The following is a 15,768-nucleotide window of genomic DNA, read 5'->3' as shown; positions in this document are numbered from 1 at the left end:
TGAGTATGAAATCGTCTAAACCTTTTTTATTCCCTTCTTTTATTCTTGCTATAGCCATTCATATCCTTTTGCTCATAGTGTTTTTCTTTGCATTTCGGCAGACTCCGCCGAGTAAACCTATACATCCGATCTATGAAAAACGGATGGCTCTTACATTGTCTCACCCACATCTTTCACAACCGGCGATCACCACATTGTTACATCCTCGAAAACCGCAGGTGGTGCCTATACCCGACAAACAAACTAAATCTTTTTTATTTTCTGAAAAAAAGGACGAAGCCAATACCTCAGTAACGGTGCCGCCCGACAATGACAATCGCAAATTAACCCGAAATGATATTAATCTGTTGCCAAAGTCAATTCTCCACCATTACGGAAATGATTTTTTTGAGTTATCGGCACCTGAACAGCATTACCTGCTCGATAATCTCCAAAAAATCCGTCGAATCAATGATATAGTTGGAAATCGATTGTTGCAGAGTAAATCCGATGAAGAAATCGATACAAAAGAGAACAATATCGTCGAATTTTATCTCCATCCTGACGGTTCCATATCAGATTTGACACTCTCCAAAGAGAGAGAAGGATCGTTATTGGATGAGTTAACGCTGGAGACGATCGAATTGGCACACACACAATATCCGCGACCGAAACAGACGACATTGATTCGCATACGGGTATGGATACTCACGAAATAAACTATCGTGATGCCAAAACTGCCAACGCACCCTTATAAATCGGTTCATCGATAAATCCGTACTGCACATCCGTAAATCCGGTAATACCGCGTGCAGCGTGTTCTTCAAATAACATTACGATCTCATGACAACGGGCAATCTCGTGTTCGCTATACCCAAAGACTTCATGTATCAGTTCTACTTGAGCCGGTGCGATACACCCTTTGGCATCAAATCCCATCATTTTTTCCAATTCCAGCCAGTTACGCAGCCCTTCACTATTTTTATAATCCTGATAGACAAACGAGACCGCTTTCACACCGCATGCGCGCGTCGTGATTAAAAAATGGGAGAGGAGATATTGGACCGTCGGATTTTCAGGGAGCAAAAGTGTTTGCGAAAACCCTAGATCGGCAAATAGATCAAGTATTCCCAAATAGAATGCCTTGATTCTCGGATCAAAGGATAGTTTCGAGAGGGCCAGCCACGCCTCTTTTGTTTCGATAGAGAGATGAATTTCAATCCCGTCATCCACTAAAGTAAGGATGCGATGTACATCCTCTAGCGAACGGATTTTTGGTACACGGATCGCATCAGGCATAAAGGGATTGAGATATAGAATCTCTTCGACTCCCCCCTCATCGAGCGGATTGACCCGCACTACCAGTTTTTTTTCGGATACCGGATTAGAGGCTAAAACCATCGCGCACAAAACCAACGCATACGGCTTTTGCTCAGGACTTACTCCGTCTTCGAGATTGAGCATTAAACATTCGCTGCTGAGCGAGGGGATTTTGGAGAGATGTTTGAGGTTATGAGTGGAGAGCATCATTGCAGAGCGAAATGACTGCGAGCGGTTTATCTGCCGAAATTGAGGAACGACCAGTTCCTTTAGTCCTTGCAAATTGCCGGATTCTAAGAGATCAGTGAGTTTTTGGATGTTTTTGAGCAGCACGTTGAAATTCCTCACGATGAAGATAATAATAGAGAATTTGTATCTCGCTGTCGGTCAAATAGTAGCGAGGCATCCCTACAATCCGACTGTTAACTTTTTCGTCAAACTCTTTGAATGAAAGTTTATTGATCGGTTTACCCGCAAAAACTTTCACCTCTCCCTCCTCCTTATAGCGGGCGATCAGTTTCCCTTCTCCCGCTTCGCCATGACATAAATGACATCCCACTCCACGGGGATTATGGTACAACCCGCTCGCATATTCCTCTTTCGTAATAAACGAATCGGCATGCGATATCATGAAGGCTAAAAACAGAACAAAAACCCCGCGCACTTGATCCCTTTAACCAATTATTAGTCTTTACTCGGTATCATACCCAAAAACAATTTGACGGTGATTAAATGCAAATACTTGACGGTAAAGCGCTCGGACAAAAAATCGAAGGAAAAGTCTCCGAAGGAGCCAAAGAACTCAAATCCCTCACAGGGAGAGTTCCCGGTTTAGCAGTGGTTTTGGTCGGACACGATCCAGCAAGTCAAGCGTATGTCGGAATGAAAAAAAAGGCATGTGACCGTGCCGGATTTTACTCAGTTACTCACGAAATGCCCGAAGATATTTCCCAGGAAGCCATCATAAAAACCATCGAAATGATGAACCTAAACCCTAATATCGACGGTATTTTGATCCAATTGCCTCTCCCTGCACATATTGACACCACAAAAATCCTCGAAGTCGTAGCCCCTACGAAAGATGTCGATGGATTCCATCCCTATAACGTCGGTCGTCTTGCTACGGGGTTAGACGGGTTTGTTCCGTGCACTCCGCTGGGTGTTATGGAGCTTTTGGCCGAATATAATATCGATCCGAAAGGAAAAAACTGCTGTGTCATCGGTGCTTCGAACATCGTCGGAAAACCGATGGCCGCACTTTTACTCAACGCGAATGCTACCGTCGAAATCTGCCATATTTTTACAGATGATCTCAAAAAACACACTCTTGCCGCCGACATTATCCTCGTCGGTGCAGGGGTGATCAACTTGATCAAAGAGGACATGGTGCGAGAAAATGCCATCATTATCGATATCGGTATCAACCGAGCACCAGACGGACGACTCGTCGGGGATGTCGATTACGATGCCGTTGCCCCTAAAACATCTTACATCACCCCGGTTCCGGGCGGTGTCGGACCGATGACAATCGCTATGTTGCTCAGCAATACCCTCAAAGCCGCCCAAATTCATGCCAAAGAAGAGAGTAAATAACCCCCCTTATGAAGAAAAAAATATTCCATGCCGCTCATCGCGCCTACCGTTTTTCCAATACCTGGACAGGAACGGTCATTATTGTCCTATTCGTTATTTTCTTCGTTGCACAGGCGTTTCGTATTCCCAGCGGATCAATGAAAGACTCCCTCCTTGTCGGCGATCACCTTTTCGCTAAAAAATTTGCTTATGGGATATCGACTCCCCATCTCCCGTTTTTGGAAATTCCCCTGATTCCGGGAACAGACGGACATATTTTAAACGGTGATGAACCTAAACGCGGAGATATCGTCATTTTTCGCTATCCGAACAACCAACAGCTCCATTACGTCAAACGTTGTGTCGCGCTCGCAGGCGATGAACTCTTTTTAAAAGACAAAGTTCTCTACCTTCACCCTCGTGAAGGGGACGGATATGCAAAAAAAGCATTCCCGAATTATGAATTGATCGAACAAGACGGGAAACTGTGGGTTAAAGATCCCTATACCAAAGAACATCCGGGGATTCATCATGATGAGCGTATTACCAAAGACGACCCGAATATCGCCTTTATCCAAAACGGGGACTACATCTTTGATTTTCCCCCTACGATTGTACCCGACAAACAATATTTCATGATGGGTGACAACCGTGATCACTCTAATGACAGCCGATTCTGGGGAGCCGTTCCGTACGGTTTGATCGAAGGAACACCTTGGTTTGTTTATTTCAGTCTTGATGCCGATTATAAAGTACGTTGGGACCGAATCGGTAAAACACCTGCTGATTTGGAGCAAAAAGGACCGTTAAGCCGCGCAATAGCAGAGCGGATACGCGAAGACGCCAACGATCATGAACTCTATTAATCTGCTCGAAATTCCCGCCGCTATTATCGCATTGCTCATTGCCATCATCGGCCATGAGATCATGCACGGCTGGGTCGCTTACAAATACGGAGACACGACTGCAAAAAACAGCGGACGTCTCAGTATCAACCCCCTCATCCATATTGACCCTTTCGGATCTATCCTTGTTCCTTTAATGACGTATTTCATCCCATTACTTTTAGGTGCTTCAAGCGGTTTTTTATTCGGGTGGGCGAAGCCTGTTCCGGTCAATCTTCTGACCGTCATCCGAAACGGCGGATATAACGCGGCTATGCAGGTGAGTCTGGCAGGAATCGTATACAATCTTTTTTTAGCTACCCTCATGTCAATTGTCCTGCTTTCACTTGCACAGCCGACGGAAGCCGATGGAATCGGATACCTTTTCTTCTATCTGTTGGTTATGAAACTGATGCTGATTAACGTCATATTGGCAGTGTTCAATCTCCTCCCGATACCAAGTTTTGACGGCGCCCATTTCATCAGCTATCTGGCGCTAAAATATAACATACGTGCCGTTGCCGAATTTTTCGCCAAAGCCGAACCTTATGGAATGATTGTTATCATCATCATATTGGTTACTCCGCTCAAAATACCACTGGTTATGTGGCCTATTGAGGCACTGTTACATTTATTATTAAACTAAGGAATTGTATGAAATTTTATATCGCTACCGACCATGCCGGAATTGATCTGAAAGATTTTAGTGTAGAACTACTGCGCCAGAAAGGTCACGAAGTCATTGATTTAGGACCTTTTTCAAAAGAGAGAGTCGATTATCCCGATTACGCGGTAAAAGTATGTGAAAGCGTCCTTGCCGATCCAACTGCGCAAGGGATTTTGATCTGCGGTTCAGGAATCGGGATGAGCATGGCAGCTAATCGCTTCCACGGTATCCGTGCAGCACTGTGTCATGATGCCTATACCGCAACTGTTGCACGAGGGCACAACGATGCTAATGTACTGTGCTATGGTGAACGGATTGTAGGGCAAGGTGTTGCCGAATCCATCCTTGATGCATGGATTGCCGGGAAATTTGAAGGAGGCCGTCACTGCGGCCGAGTGGATAAAATCGAAGCTATACAAGGATAACGCATGTTTTTAGAGTGGTCATTGCTCACGGTTGTCACATTAGGGGCTCTTTTCTTTTTAGTCAAAATGTTCTATTTTCGGAGCATTACCGTTAAAGAACAGCGTACCAGTGAAATGATGAAATTGACCCTCAAAGAGGCTGAAGTATTGATCCGGAAATATCAAATTCAGCTCCAAAGAGCACTTGGTAATGTTGATATTCTGAGTGAAGAACTCAATAATCTGCGTAATGAGCTTAAATCGCTTAAACAGCGCAACTCTAAACACCGTTCCGAAACCGACCGACTCCAAAGTAAAATCAAAGAGCTCGAAGGGCGTATTGACGCACTCATTTAATATAAACATTTGTCTCATTCGAGGCAGAAAATTTTAGAACAAGGAATGGCCCATGAGTCTCAGCATCAGTGACAAAGCTATTTTGATCAACGCAATTCGCGATATTCCCGATTTTCCAAAACCGGGCATTATTTTTAAAGACATCACAACCCTCCTCTCAGACGGTAAAGCATTCGGTGTTTTAATGCAGCATCTGCACGACCGTTATGCGTCCTATGACCTCACCCACGTTGCCGGAATCGATGCACGCGGTTTTATCTTCGGTGCGGCTTTGGCACAGATGTTGGGTGTCGGCTTTGTCCCTATTCGAAAAAAAGGGAAACTTCCCTACACGACTGTTTCAGAAAAATACGCTCTCGAATACGGTGTGGATGAAGTCGAAATCCATATCGATGCCTTTTCAGGAGTTGAAAAACCGCGTGTCCTCCTCATCGATGATTTGATTGCTACCGGCGGAACAGCGTATGCCGCAGCCAACCTTATCAACAAAGTAGGTGCGGAGTGTATCGAAGCGTGTTTTGTCATGGGACTCGATTTCTTGAGCGGACAATCCAAACTGCGTGATCTAGTTGAAGTCTATACTGTTATTGGAGTTGATTAATGTACATCCCTAAACCCTCTAAATTCGACCCTGTTGACGGGCATTTCGGAATTTTCGGCGGACGCTATGTTCCGGAAACATTGATGCCGGCTCTGTTGGAGCTCGAAGAGGCTTACAAAGAGATCCGTTTTGACGAAACATTTTGGAGCGAGGTAGACGGATATCTCACCGATTACGTCGGCCGTCCGAGCCCCTTGTACTACGCGACCAACCTTTCAGAGGAACTCGGTGCTAAAATCTATCTCAAACGTGAAGATCTAAACCATACCGGTGCGCACAAAGTCAACAACGTTATTGCACAAGGGCTTATGGCTAAACGTTTAGGCAAAAAGAAAGTCATAGCTGAAACGGGTGCCGGACAACACGGTGTCGCTACTGCGACCATTGCTGCCTTGCTCGGATTGGAATGTGAAATTTTCATGGGAGCGAAAGACGTAGCCCGACAAGAACTCAATGTCTTTCGGATGAAACTCCTCGGAGCGAAAGTCCACGCCGTTGAAAGCGGAAGTAAAACACTCAAAGATGCCATGAACGATGCGATCCGCCACTGGGTCACCCATGCGCGCGATACATTCTACATTATCGGTACCGTTGCCGGCCCACACCCGTATCCGATGATGGTACGTGACTTTCAGGCAATCATCGGATGCGAAGCACGCGCCCAGATCCTTGAAAAAGAGAAACGTCTTCCCGATTACGTCATCGCCTGTATCGGCGGAGGCTCCAATGCCATTGGGACGTTCCAACATTTCCTCGAAGACAAAGAGGTTCGCTGTATCGGGATCGAAGCGGGAGGATTGGGAGTCGATACCGACAAACACGGCTGTTCTCTTCTCAAAGGGCGTCCCGGTGTATTGCACGGACAAATGAGTTACCTTCTCCAAGACGAAGACGGTCAGATTCTTGAAGCCCACTCCATTTCTGCCGGACTCGATTATCCGGGTATCGGGCCGGAACATGCGTTCCACAAAGACAATGATAATGTCACTTATGACAACATCACCGACCAAGAAGCGCTCGATGCCTTTGTATGGCTTAGTCGGGCCGAGGGAATCATCCCGGCATTTGAAACGGCTCATGCCGTTGCATACCTGAAAAAAATGGGTGATATCAAAGACAAACTCATCATTGTCAACCTCTCAGGTCGAGGTGACAAAGATATGATGCAGGCAAAACAAATTTTAAATTTCGATAATTAAGGCTATCCGTGGAAGATCTGTTAATTGGGTGGCTTAGAGAATACGGCTACATCGTCCTCTTTTTTTGGAGTATCTTAGAAGGGGAAATGGGTCTTATTATGGCCGGTATCTTTTCCCATATGGGGGACATGTCTCTGCCTGTCTCGATTGCAGTCGGCGGATTCGGCGGATTTATCGGAGATCAGATTTATTTCTATATCGGTCGATTTAACAAACGCTACATCCACAACAAACTCCGTTCACAGCGCCGCAAATTTGCCATTGCCCACCTATTACTCAAAAAATACGGCTGGCCGGTCATCTTTGTCCAACGTTATATGTACGGAATGCGTACCGTCATCCCTATGGCGATCGGCCTGACCCAATATTCCAGCCGGCAGTTTGCTTTTATTAACTTTATTAGTGCTATATTTTGGGCAAGTATCACGATCATCCCTGCCTATTACTACGGTGATGCTATTCTAAATATCCTCAAATGGATAAAAGGACACTGGTTTTTTGCCATTCCTCTGATCGCTTTAGCGGTTTGGGGAATCGTTAGCAGTATGAATCGACTTGAAAAAAATCTTTTGGAGAAACGCCGTGAACGTCAAACTGTATAATCAACCACTTGAACAAATCGGGGCCGAACTTACACTGGAATTTGTAAGTTCCAAAACACTCGAATTTCATCCCCACCATGCACTATTATCGCAGGCAGGATTCAAAGCGGAACAGGAACAACTCTGTGCCCTGCATGAACACCGTCTTCTCATCTGCGGTATAGACAAAGAAGAAAGCGACGAGCTCTATCGCTCCGCAATGGCAGTCGCCGTCAAAGCCGCCATGAACTACGCTTACACATCACTCAAATGTGCCCAATATTCCGCTGAACGCTTCTGTGCGTTGATCGAAGGGGTAGTGCTGGGCAGTTACAAATTTGAAAGCTATAAATCCGAGCCGAAACCTTCACAACTTTCCGAAGTCATCTTTTCGCATGAAAACAATGACGGATCATCGAACGATTTCGACGCATTGGAAGCCGTTTTAAACCGAACTCTCATCATTTCCAAAGCGACCAATTTTGTCCGTAATCTGGTCAACCAAACTCCCGATGATATGACGCCTCAGCAGATGGCCGTAACGGCGGATGCTCTCGCGACAAGCAACAACCTCGAATGTACCATTTTAGATGTCAACGGACTTGAAGACGAAAAAATGTTTGCGATGCTCTCTGTCGGACGAGGTTCTGCCCACCCTCCCCGCCTGATTCATCTCGCCTACAAACCTGAGAACCCAAAAAAGGTCATTACCCTCGTCGGTAAAGGTCTCACATACGACAGCGGCGGGCTCAGCCTCAAAGCTGCGACCTCGATGGTCACGATGAAAATGGACAAAGCCGGCGGCTGTGCCGTCATGGGGATGATCAAAGCGATCAGTGAGCTGGAACTCGATATCGAAGTACACGCGTTTGTCGGTGCCGTTGAAAACATGATCAGCGGTAACGCCTACAAACCCGATGACGTCCTCCGTGCCAAAAACGGAAAAACGATCGAAGTACGCAATACCGATGCAGAAGGCCGCCTTGTCCTAGCAGACGTTCTCGGCTATGCGCAGGAAAATGTTAAAGCGGACTATCTCTTCGATTTCGCGACCCTCACAGGTGCTTGTATGGTTGCTCTTGGGCCGTACACGACAGGAGTTATGGGGCATAACGAAGCGCTTAAACATTCGTTTATCGAAGCGGGTGCTTCTGCAGGCGAATACTGCGGTATGCTGCCGTTCAACCGCCACCTCAAAAAACTGATCAAAAGCGACCTTGCCGATGTGTGCAACGTCTCTAGCAAACCTTACGGCGGAGCGATCACGGCCGCGCTGTTCCTCGATAACTTCATCGATGAGGATATGAAAGAGAAATGGGTTCATTTCGATATCGCGGGTTCTGCCTATACCGAAAGCGCATGGGATGTCCATACCTACGGCGGTACGGGTGCAGGTGTCCGTATGACGCTCAACTGGCTCATGGAGCACTGCAAATAACTTTTTTCTTCCCGCACCAGCGGGAATTCGGCTCTATAACATCCGATAAACTTCTTTTCGGTGCGCCACTTTAACGACATATACCGTCACGATTTCATCTTCGATCTCGTATAAAATCCGATAATCCCCTACTCTAAGCCGATATTTTTCATCACCGCTCAGTTTTTTACACCCGAGCGGTCTTGGTTCATTAGCGAGTTCTTGGATATGAGAAACAACCCTTTTCAAAACAACTGAGGGGAGATTTTCTATCTCTTTCGCCGCCGATTTTTTGATCTCGATTTTATAGCTTACCATTTGCTTCCAGCTGTTTTAAAAATGACTCGAACGATAACGTCTCTTCATTTTTACGTTCATCAAATACCTTTAAGTCGCTTGCGTCTTCTCGAAATGCGTCGATAACGATATTATTGACGAGTGAGGAAAGCGATTCGGAGGTCTCCAACGCTTTTAGTTTGAGGAGTTTGAGGATATCCTCATCGAGGGTAATGGTGGTACGTACACTCATAGCATCTCCTTTTTATTAGCATTATAGCATAATTGCATCATGATGATATTGCATCATTTATTTTTTTCGTCATTCCCGACTCGATCGGGAAATCCCTTTCTCATTTTCCCCCTCAGTCCCTTATCAACAACACTGTATTATAATTGCGCCAATTATTGACATATCGAAACACTATCAAGGACACACTAAATGGGCTTATCAATCGGACTCGTAGGATTACCAAACGTCGGAAAATCGACCACCTTTAACGCACTTACCAAAGCACAAAACGCCGAAGCGGCGAACTATCCGTTCTGTACGATCGAGCCGAACAAAGCGACCGTTCCGGTACCAGATGTCCGTTTGAATGAACTTGCCAAAATCGTCAACCCTGAACGTATCCAATACTCGACTCTTGATTTCGTCGATATCGCAGGACTCGTTAAGGGTGCGAGCAAAGGTGAAGGTTTGGGGAACAAATTTCTCTCAAACATCCGTGAAACCGAAGTAATCCTGCAAATCGTCCGTTGTTTCGAAGATGACAATATCGTCCATACCGAAGGGCGTATCGATCCGTTGCTTGACGTTGAGATCATCGAAAACGAGCTGATTTTCGCCGATATCGAAGTGTTGACCAACCGTATCGAGCGTCTCAAAAAACAGGCGAAAAACGAAAAAGATGCCGCAGCGATGATGGCGTTTGCCGAAGAGTTGGCAGAGTTTTTGGCGGAAGGGAACCTTGCGCGCAATTTCCCGAAAGCCGATTCGGAAATGTATGAAAAACTGATGAGTGAAACTCGACTTTTGAGTGCTAAAGAGATCATGTACGGTGCCAACGTTGATGAAGACGGTCTCACCGAAGATAATGAATATGTTGTACGTCTTCGCGAACACGCTGCTAAACACGGCTGTGAAGTGATCAAACTCTGCGCAAAAATCGAAGAAGAACTCGTCGGTATGGAAGATGACGAGCGTGATGAGTTCCTACGTGACATGGGTGTCGAAGAATCAGGACTAGAGCAAATCATCCGCAAAGGATTCGATAAACTCGGTCTCATGAGCTACTTCACCGCCGGAGTCAAAGAGGTGCGTGCTTGGACTATTCACAAAAATACGACTGCACCAAAAGCGGCGGCCGTTATCCATAACGACTTTGAAAAAGGATTTATCCGCGCCGAAGTAATCGGATATGAAGACTTCGTTGCCTGCGGCGGCGAAGCCAAATCGAAAGAAGCTGGGAAAATGCGTTTAGAAGGTAAAGAGTATATTGTGCAAGACGGTGATATCATGCACTTTAGATTTAATGTATAATAATTAAAATTATTGCCTCAGATAGTGGGGCATACATTGTCAAGGAGTGATTTACATGCCTCTTCAGTACGCCGGACCAAAACCTCTAATCTCAGCTCACGGAATTACATTTGATCTAAATAAAGAAGACAAATTCGCTTATATCAGTATCGTTGCAGAGCTGATTCAAGCACTCGATCACAACTATCAGGCCAATGAACGGTATACCTATCTTGCAAAAGCCGAGCCGCTGAATGCCGATATCATCTTCAATCTTATCAAAAGCAAAGATGCAACCCTTGTTGATCAGATCGAAGAACGCCGTAAAATTGCAGAAAATGAGATAGCGAATGAATTAAAACGTGCACATGAGAACAAAGTTTTGGGAGATGAAGAACGTGATGTCCTGATACGTAATATTGAGTTAATGCGTAATTATCAAATCAGCCGCTCCGTCAATAAAGCAGTCTACTATGCCGGAATCAATGTCATAGCGAATGAAATCAAACAAGGACACATTGATTATATCAAGGCTCCGATGTTCCAAAAATTTATGCACGTTTTTCATTCTGTCCAAGGTGCACTAAACAAACTGCATCCACCGATCGACAGCAGCATCGATATCCATGAAGAAGATGGACATCTGCAATTACGTTTGGATATTATTGCTAAGCGTTAATCCGTGCAATCGTCTGAGCAAAACGGACATTGTGCCCAGTCGAGACTCCGAGTTCCAGCATCTCTTTTTCGCACAGCATAACAATAGTCGAGCCCATTCGAAAACACCCGAAATCATCGCCTTTACTCAGGTAAAGGTCTCTATAGCTGTATTGACTCGGTGTTGATACGGTATTTGTTTGTATACGCGGCTCAAAACTCACTTCCATTTCACCGACATTAAGCGCACCTACAAGGATCAAAAAAAAGCGTTTTCCCTGAGCACTTAAACATTCCAAAACAACCCGTTCGTTTTCGATAAAAAGATTCACCTGTTTTTTGAGTGAAGGGATATTAACGGGATACAGTTTTCCGGGAATATGCACTGCATGAAGTACCTGCATATCGATCGGGGCATGGTAACGGTGGTAATCGCGCGGAGAGAGATAAAAATTAACAAATGTTCCGTTACGGATGCTTTTTTTCGAATCACTTGAAATTCCCTCACCCAACACACCGTCGACACTGTAGCTCATCCCTTTGATCTGTAATGCCAAATCTTCTTTGATCGCTCCGCATTCCGTAATCAATGAATCGCACGGGCTGATCATATCAAGAGGATCGTTAGAAAATGATCGTTTATGACGAAACTTTCGGGTAAAGAGAGCATTAAGACTCGGATACGATTCGGGTGATTCAAAATCAGACATATCCAATCCCATCGCCCGTACGTAGGTGCGATTAATCATATTTTGAAAAGTTCTCCCATGCTCTTTAGACGCAAAACGTCCAAAAGTTTGGGACAATGCCGAGGTAAAATGTTGCTTCATACTTACTCCTGAGTTTCGTCGGTTTGAATTGGGCGTTTAGCGATCTCTTCGATCAAAACGGTGGCATAACACCCTTTTGGAAGGGTAAAATGAAGTTCAAACCATGCATCATTCTCTTTGTATTCCCCTTCGATCTCTTCAGGGAAAATCCATCCGTATCGACGTGCCCCGTCAATCCCGCTGGTAATGGTATCGTACTCTTTTTCAACGCTCTCCGCCAATCCGACGGCACGAGTCGCACGTTTACCGCTGAGAAGCCCGCTGACTGAGATATCCCGTTTGTTAAACCGCTCAACTTCTTCACTGCTCTCGTAATGAAACAGTTTTCCGTACGGATAATGCATCATCACATCCCCGTGTATTAATTTAAACGGATGTTTTTGGGCTTTCATCGCTTCTAGTTCGTCTTTTGGCAAAGGCAAAACACTGCACAATTCGTCAATACCGAATCCTTCAACCAACTTGGATATCTGGATTCGACGACTTAACCAATCGTTAAACAGATAGCTCTGATACGAGTTCACATAAAATTGAGCTAATTTTTTGTTACGTTCTTTTAACGTACCGGCTAAAATGGCCTGCCCTTTTTTATAGTTCTCACCGTCCAATCCGAATCGCTGGAATCCAAAATAATTCGGCATCCCGTTTTGCTTGATCATTTTAAGGGCTTCTTGAATTTTCTTCGCCGCTGTCGGATTGACTTTTTTCAAACGGATAAAAAATCGGTTCCCTTTGAGATGTCCGACTCTTATTTTATTGTTATGGTACGTTTTTTCGAGGATTTTGATCCCCTCATGTTCGAAGTTTTCCAATACCGATTCAAACTTTCGCGGAAGAGAGATATACTGTTTGGTCTGAGCATTTTTATCTTTTAGACCTGCGTAACCGATATCACGCCCTTTGATTCCCAAATGATTGCTGAAAATATCAATCATTTGCCATGTTGAAAGATTTTTTTTGCGGACATGCAGTACCAAGTGCTCTCCATCCCCGCTAAAAGGATATAAAGGGATCTCATCTACCACAAAATCCCGGGCAGATTGACGAAAATGAAATTCGATAGGGCTATGCGGTAAATAATATTGACGTTCCATGAAACTCCTAAAAATGATGACGCTTACAGCGATTGGTGAATCTTCCCCGTTGCACTTTGCCGACAACGGTAACAGGTGTTCGAGATACTGCGGCTATACGCCGAATTGTTGATAGACGCTTAGGAGAAAATGCAATCAGCATCTCATACTCTTCTCCGCTGCATCCAATTTTTTTGGCAATTTTTTTCTCAAAACGGATTCTCATCCGGTTTACACTGCACAACTTCTCGACATCACTGAAAAGTCCATCGGAAATATCCATTCCGGCACGTAAATAACGGCGAGATCGACGGACGAACCCTTGACGCAGACGAGGTGCAACAAAACGGCTTTTCGAATGCGTTTTTCCTCCGGAGAGCAGATAATTCAGCTCTTTTGCCGATTGTCCTATCGTCCCGGTGTATGCGATCACATCCCCCTTTTTTATCCCTCGGCGCAAAAGAGGATGGCTTGCATGCGAGACAATCGTAATCGATAAATCGAGTTTGCTGTTACCGATCGTATCTCCGCCGATAATCTCAACACCGTATTGTGAAGTAGCCTCTTGCATTCCTCGCGAGAGTTCATCCATCTCATGAAGACTCATGGATTTTGGCATCGCAACACCAAGTAATGCGTATTTTGGAGTTGCATTCATAGCAACTGCATCGGATATATTGATGATCATCGCCTTATACCCGATCTGATACGGGGTCAGCCACTTCCGTTTAAAATGGACATTTTCAAAAAAAAGATCCTTGCTATAGACCCATTTTCCGATGCATGCACCATCATCACCAATATACTTTTGAGAAGAACGGAAAGTGGAGATAAAATAGTTTTCAACATTCACGCCAAGTATCCGTCTGTTAAATAAAATGATCTTATTATAAACAAAATTAGATTATGAAACCGTTAATATTGAATTTTATAGTTATTTCTATGATAGAATATATTCAATTCATTTATAAAAACCCAATTTAACGGGAGTACCTATCATCATGATTTCAATTCGAAAAGTCTTTTTCAACCTAAAAATGGCCTTACTTCTTCTCGGTATTGGGATAACCGTATTAAGTGTGCAACTCTTTCATATATCGCAATACGGTGAACGCTTAAGTGCTTTAAAAAATCAGCATCTACTGATTGAAAAAATCATCAATACTGATTTGAGCGATCCAAAAATGGCTTCCATCTTAATCAACGGTGCCGTATCTGAGATTGCTCTTTCGGTCAAACTCTCCGGTCAGGAAGCATTATTAGATATATTTGTCTCGTCCAATGAAGAACAGGCTTCTTTGCTCCGTTCTTTAGAACTCTCTTCAGAAGCGTTTAGTGACAGCGCTTTAATCTGGAGTGAATCTCTCGCCATGTCACGTTCTTCCCAAAATAGCAGGATGATGACTGCACGTTCAGCTTTTTTAGCCGACATTGACCGAATGATAGACTATCAGATTCATATTATTAACCAATCCATCATAACCGCTAGAATAACTGCAATACTATTATTTTTCACCTGTGTGTTTCTACTTATTTTCTATCGCTATCGTTTAAATCAAATTTATCATGATCTTAATAAAATATCTTCAATAGACATTGACGGAAGCAAAAAAGAAGCAAGTACAAAAGAGGTTGATTTCATACTAAAAAAGATCTTACGCCAATCACCCCAAAATATGCTCAATCCAACACTTATACATCCATTAAGTGGGCTTAATAATCTAAAAGGACTTTCCAGTCTTTTTAATACTAAAAAAACGGGTAAATCCGGAAATACCGTATTTCTCGCACTCTTTGAAATTGATCAATACGAATTGATTAACAGCACCTTATCCAAAGAAGATATTGGAAATCTTTTCATAAAATTAGGAGAAATTATTTCCCTCTATGAACAGCCGTTGGATCTGATCGGCCATTTGGAAGATGACCGTCTTGTATTCATCATGTCACGAAGCAGTAAGCAAACTGCATTACAAGAGTGTGAAACCATCGTCCAATCTGTCGAAGAATCCAGTTTTAACGCTCAGCTTGGACCGATCAAAATTACGTTAAGTGCCGGTTTCATTCTTAAAACTCCTGCAAAATCCATCGAAGAAACCATAGAAGATGCAAGTAAATTGATCGAAAAAGCCAAAGAAGGCGGAGGAAATCGCGTCGCTCAACTACGATAACCTTCCAAAACAGTACGATTCTTCATTCCCTAAAATGTAACTTTTTCACCCATTGTGGGTGGAATCAATCCCAATATTGTTACTATTTTGGACAACAAATCACACTTTACGTCCTAAGAGAGTTCTATAACCCTTTTTAATCTTGGACAAGGAGTGGCGCGCTATAATCATCCACAGATTTTATCAACAAGGAAGGCGTATGAGTATTCCCATTTATACTTATGATGCGGTGATTGTCGGAGCTGGTTTAGCCGGATG

20 protein-coding genes are annotated in these 15,768 nt (G+C 44.1%); 13 read left to right on the top strand and 7 right to left on the bottom strand.

Features of this window, described 5'->3' with window-relative positions; all coding sequences use genetic code 11:
- Positions 1-5: 5 nt before the first annotated feature.
- Positions 6-698 (top strand): hypothetical protein, encoded by a 693-nt coding sequence (locus PHE37_RS08330; RefSeq protein WP_299996995.1) that lies wholly within the window; start codon positions 6-8, stop codon positions 696-698.
- 1 nt (position 699) lies between these two features.
- On the opposite strand, the gene PHE37_RS08325 is transcribed toward PHE37_RS08330, so the two are convergent.
- Together PHE37_RS08325 and PHE37_RS08320 are read right to left on the bottom strand one after the other, a co-directional pair.
- Entirely contained in the window at positions 700-1,632 is a 933-nt protein-coding gene (locus PHE37_RS08325) for an aldolase/citrate lyase family protein (RefSeq protein ID WP_299996992.1), read from the bottom strand.
- Positions 1,601-1,963, bottom strand: coding sequence for a cytochrome c (locus PHE37_RS08320; protein ID WP_299996989.1), 363 nt, complete (start codon positions 1,961-1,963; stop codon positions 1,601-1,603). Before PHE37_RS08320 ends, PHE37_RS08325 begins: the two co-directional genes overlap by 32 nt.
- A 68-nt stretch (positions 1,964-2,031) precedes the next feature.
- Here PHE37_RS08320 and folD point away from each other — a divergent pair, with 68 nt between their 5' ends.
- Genes folD through PHE37_RS08275 form a run of 9 tightly spaced genes read left to right on the top strand, consistent with a single transcriptional unit; the run spans position 2,032 to position 9,002 of the window.
- On the top strand, positions 2,032-2,892 hold the full coding sequence (gene folD / locus PHE37_RS08315; RefSeq protein WP_299996986.1) for a bifunctional methylenetetrahydrofolate dehydrogenase/methenyltetrahydrofolate cyclohydrolase FolD: 861 nt from the start codon (positions 2,032-2,034) through the stop codon (positions 2,890-2,892).
- 8 nt (positions 2,893-2,900) lie between these two features.
- Positions 2,901-3,737, top strand: a complete 837-nt coding sequence (gene lepB / locus PHE37_RS08310) for a signal peptidase I (RefSeq protein ID WP_299996984.1) — start codon at positions 2,901-2,903, stop codon at positions 3,735-3,737.
- Complete coding sequence (locus PHE37_RS08305; protein WP_299996981.1) at positions 3,724-4,401, top strand: site-2 protease family protein; 678 nt, start codon at positions 3,724-3,726, stop codon at positions 4,399-4,401. The genes lepB and PHE37_RS08305 overlap by 14 nt, the downstream gene beginning before the upstream one ends.
- An 8-nt stretch (positions 4,402-4,409) precedes the next feature.
- Positions 4,410-4,847: a ribose 5-phosphate isomerase B gene (gene rpiB, locus PHE37_RS08300; RefSeq protein ID WP_299925141.1), complete on the top strand. Its 438-nt coding sequence runs from the start codon at positions 4,410-4,412 to the stop codon at positions 4,845-4,847.
- Positions 4,848-4,850: 3 nt separating this feature from the next.
- The gene (locus PHE37_RS08295; protein ID WP_299932763.1) at positions 4,851-5,183 is read left to right on the top strand and encodes a hypothetical protein; all 333 of its coding nucleotides are present in this window, start codon (positions 4,851-4,853) and stop codon (positions 5,181-5,183) included.
- 52 nt (positions 5,184-5,235) lie between these two features.
- Complete coding sequence (locus PHE37_RS08290; protein WP_299996977.1) at positions 5,236-5,784, top strand: adenine phosphoribosyltransferase; 549 nt, start codon at positions 5,236-5,238, stop codon at positions 5,782-5,784.
- Positions 5,784-6,983 (top strand): tryptophan synthase subunit beta, encoded by a 1,200-nt coding sequence (trpB, locus tag PHE37_RS08285; protein WP_300008422.1) that lies wholly within the window; start codon positions 5,784-5,786, stop codon positions 6,981-6,983. Before PHE37_RS08290 ends, trpB begins: the two co-directional genes overlap by 1 nt.
- Before the next feature lie 8 nt (positions 6,984-6,991).
- Complete coding sequence (locus PHE37_RS08280) at positions 6,992-7,585, top strand: DedA family protein (protein ID WP_299996731.1); 594 nt, start codon at positions 6,992-6,994, stop codon at positions 7,583-7,585.
- Positions 7,566-9,002 carry a leucyl aminopeptidase gene (locus tag PHE37_RS08275; RefSeq protein WP_299996734.1) on the top strand — a complete coding sequence of 479 codons (1,437 nt, stop codon included), beginning with the start codon at positions 7,566-7,568 and terminating at the stop codon, positions 9,000-9,002. The genes PHE37_RS08280 and PHE37_RS08275 overlap by 20 nt, the downstream gene beginning before the upstream one ends.
- Before the next feature lie 33 nt (positions 9,003-9,035).
- Here the strand turns inward: PHE37_RS08275 and PHE37_RS08270 are convergent, their stop codons facing one another.
- Entirely contained in the window at positions 9,036-9,299 is a 264-nt protein-coding gene (locus PHE37_RS08270; RefSeq protein ID WP_299996737.1) for a type II toxin-antitoxin system RelE/ParE family toxin, read from the bottom strand.
- Entirely contained in the window at positions 9,286-9,510 is a 225-nt protein-coding gene (locus PHE37_RS08265; protein ID WP_299996740.1) for a hypothetical protein, read from the bottom strand. Before PHE37_RS08265 ends, PHE37_RS08270 begins: the two co-directional genes overlap by 14 nt.
- Positions 9,511-9,699: 189 nt before the next feature.
- Here PHE37_RS08265 and ychF point away from each other — a divergent pair, with 189 nt between their 5' ends.
- Positions 9,700-10,800 carry a redox-regulated ATPase YchF gene (gene ychF / locus PHE37_RS08260; RefSeq protein ID WP_299996743.1) on the top strand — a complete coding sequence of 367 codons (1,101 nt, stop codon included), beginning with the start codon at positions 9,700-9,702 and terminating at the stop codon, positions 10,798-10,800.
- A gap of 55 nt (positions 10,801-10,855) precedes the next feature.
- Complete coding sequence (locus PHE37_RS08255) at positions 10,856-11,458, top strand: hypothetical protein (RefSeq protein ID WP_299996746.1); 603 nt, start codon at positions 10,856-10,858, stop codon at positions 11,456-11,458.
- On the opposite strand, the gene PHE37_RS08250 is transcribed toward PHE37_RS08255, so the two are convergent.
- The 3 genes from PHE37_RS08250 to PHE37_RS08240 are packed head-to-tail and all read right to left on the bottom strand — an operon-like array spanning position 11,448 to position 14,192.
- Positions 11,448-12,266, bottom strand: coding sequence for a phosphatidylserine decarboxylase (locus PHE37_RS08250; protein WP_299996749.1), 819 nt, complete (start codon positions 12,264-12,266; stop codon positions 11,448-11,450). The genes PHE37_RS08255 and PHE37_RS08250 overlap by 11 nt on opposite strands.
- Positions 12,267-12,268: 2 nt before the next feature.
- Positions 12,269-13,360 carry a tRNA pseudouridine(13) synthase TruD gene (gene truD, locus PHE37_RS08245; protein WP_299996752.1) on the bottom strand — a complete coding sequence of 364 codons (1,092 nt, stop codon included), beginning with the start codon at positions 13,358-13,360 and terminating at the stop codon, positions 12,269-12,271.
- Between the two features lie 7 nt (positions 13,361-13,367).
- On the bottom strand, positions 13,368-14,192 hold the full coding sequence (locus PHE37_RS08240; protein ID WP_299996755.1) for a thiamine-phosphate kinase: 825 nt from the start codon (positions 14,190-14,192) through the stop codon (positions 13,368-13,370).
- Between the two features lie 148 nt (positions 14,193-14,340).
- Here PHE37_RS08240 and PHE37_RS08235 point away from each other — a divergent pair, with 148 nt between their 5' ends.
- Complete coding sequence (locus PHE37_RS08235; protein WP_299996758.1) at positions 14,341-15,510, top strand: diguanylate cyclase; 1,170 nt, start codon at positions 14,341-14,343, stop codon at positions 15,508-15,510.
- Positions 15,511-15,768 lie beyond the last annotated feature (258 nt).

It is taken from the genome of Sulfuricurvum sp. (assembly GCF_028681615.1).
Taxonomy (GTDB): Bacteria; Campylobacterota; Campylobacteria; order Campylobacterales; family Sulfurimonadaceae; genus Sulfuricurvum.
The sequence above is the reverse complement of the archived record's forward strand: the minus strand, read 5'-3'. Positions and strand labels throughout refer to the sequence as shown.

Coding starts and splice junctions, on each gene's coding strand:
- lepB (WP_299996984.1), top strand. CDS start 2,901: ATGAAGAAAAAAATATTCCATGCCGCTCATCGCGCCTACCGTTTTTCC.
- PHE37_RS08250 (WP_299996749.1), bottom strand. CDS start 12,266: ATGAAGCAACATTTTACCTCGGCATTGTCCCAAACTTTTGGACGTTTT.
- PHE37_RS08265 (WP_299996740.1), bottom strand. CDS start 9,510: ATGAGTGTACGTACCACCATTACCCTCGATGAGGATATCCTCAAACTC.
- ychF (WP_299996743.1), top strand. CDS start 9,700: ATGGGCTTATCAATCGGACTCGTAGGATTACCAAACGTCGGAAAATCG.
- PHE37_RS08305 (WP_299996981.1), top strand. CDS start 3,724: ATGAACTCTATTAATCTGCTCGAAATTCCCGCCGCTATTATCGCATTG.
- trpB (WP_300008422.1), top strand. CDS start 5,784: ATGTACATCCCTAAACCCTCTAAATTCGACCCTGTTGACGGGCATTTC.
- rpiB (WP_299925141.1), top strand. CDS start 4,410: ATGAAATTTTATATCGCTACCGACCATGCCGGAATTGATCTGAAAGAT.
- PHE37_RS08270 (WP_299996737.1), bottom strand. CDS start 9,299: ATGGTAAGCTATAAAATCGAGATCAAAAAATCGGCGGCGAAAGAGATA.
- folD (WP_299996986.1), top strand. CDS start 2,032: ATGCAAATACTTGACGGTAAAGCGCTCGGACAAAAAATCGAAGGAAAA.
- PHE37_RS08290 (WP_299996977.1), top strand. CDS start 5,236: ATGAGTCTCAGCATCAGTGACAAAGCTATTTTGATCAACGCAATTCGC.
- truD (WP_299996752.1), bottom strand. CDS start 13,360: ATGGAACGTCAATATTATTTACCGCATAGCCCTATCGAATTTCATTTT.
- PHE37_RS08255 (WP_299996746.1), top strand. CDS start 10,856: ATGCCTCTTCAGTACGCCGGACCAAAACCTCTAATCTCAGCTCACGGA.
- PHE37_RS08235 (WP_299996758.1), top strand. CDS start 14,341: ATGATTTCAATTCGAAAAGTCTTTTTCAACCTAAAAATGGCCTTACTT.
- PHE37_RS08330 (WP_299996995.1), top strand. CDS start 6: ATGAAATCGTCTAAACCTTTTTTATTCCCTTCTTTTATTCTTGCTATA.
- PHE37_RS08295 (WP_299932763.1), top strand. CDS start 4,851: ATGTTTTTAGAGTGGTCATTGCTCACGGTTGTCACATTAGGGGCTCTT.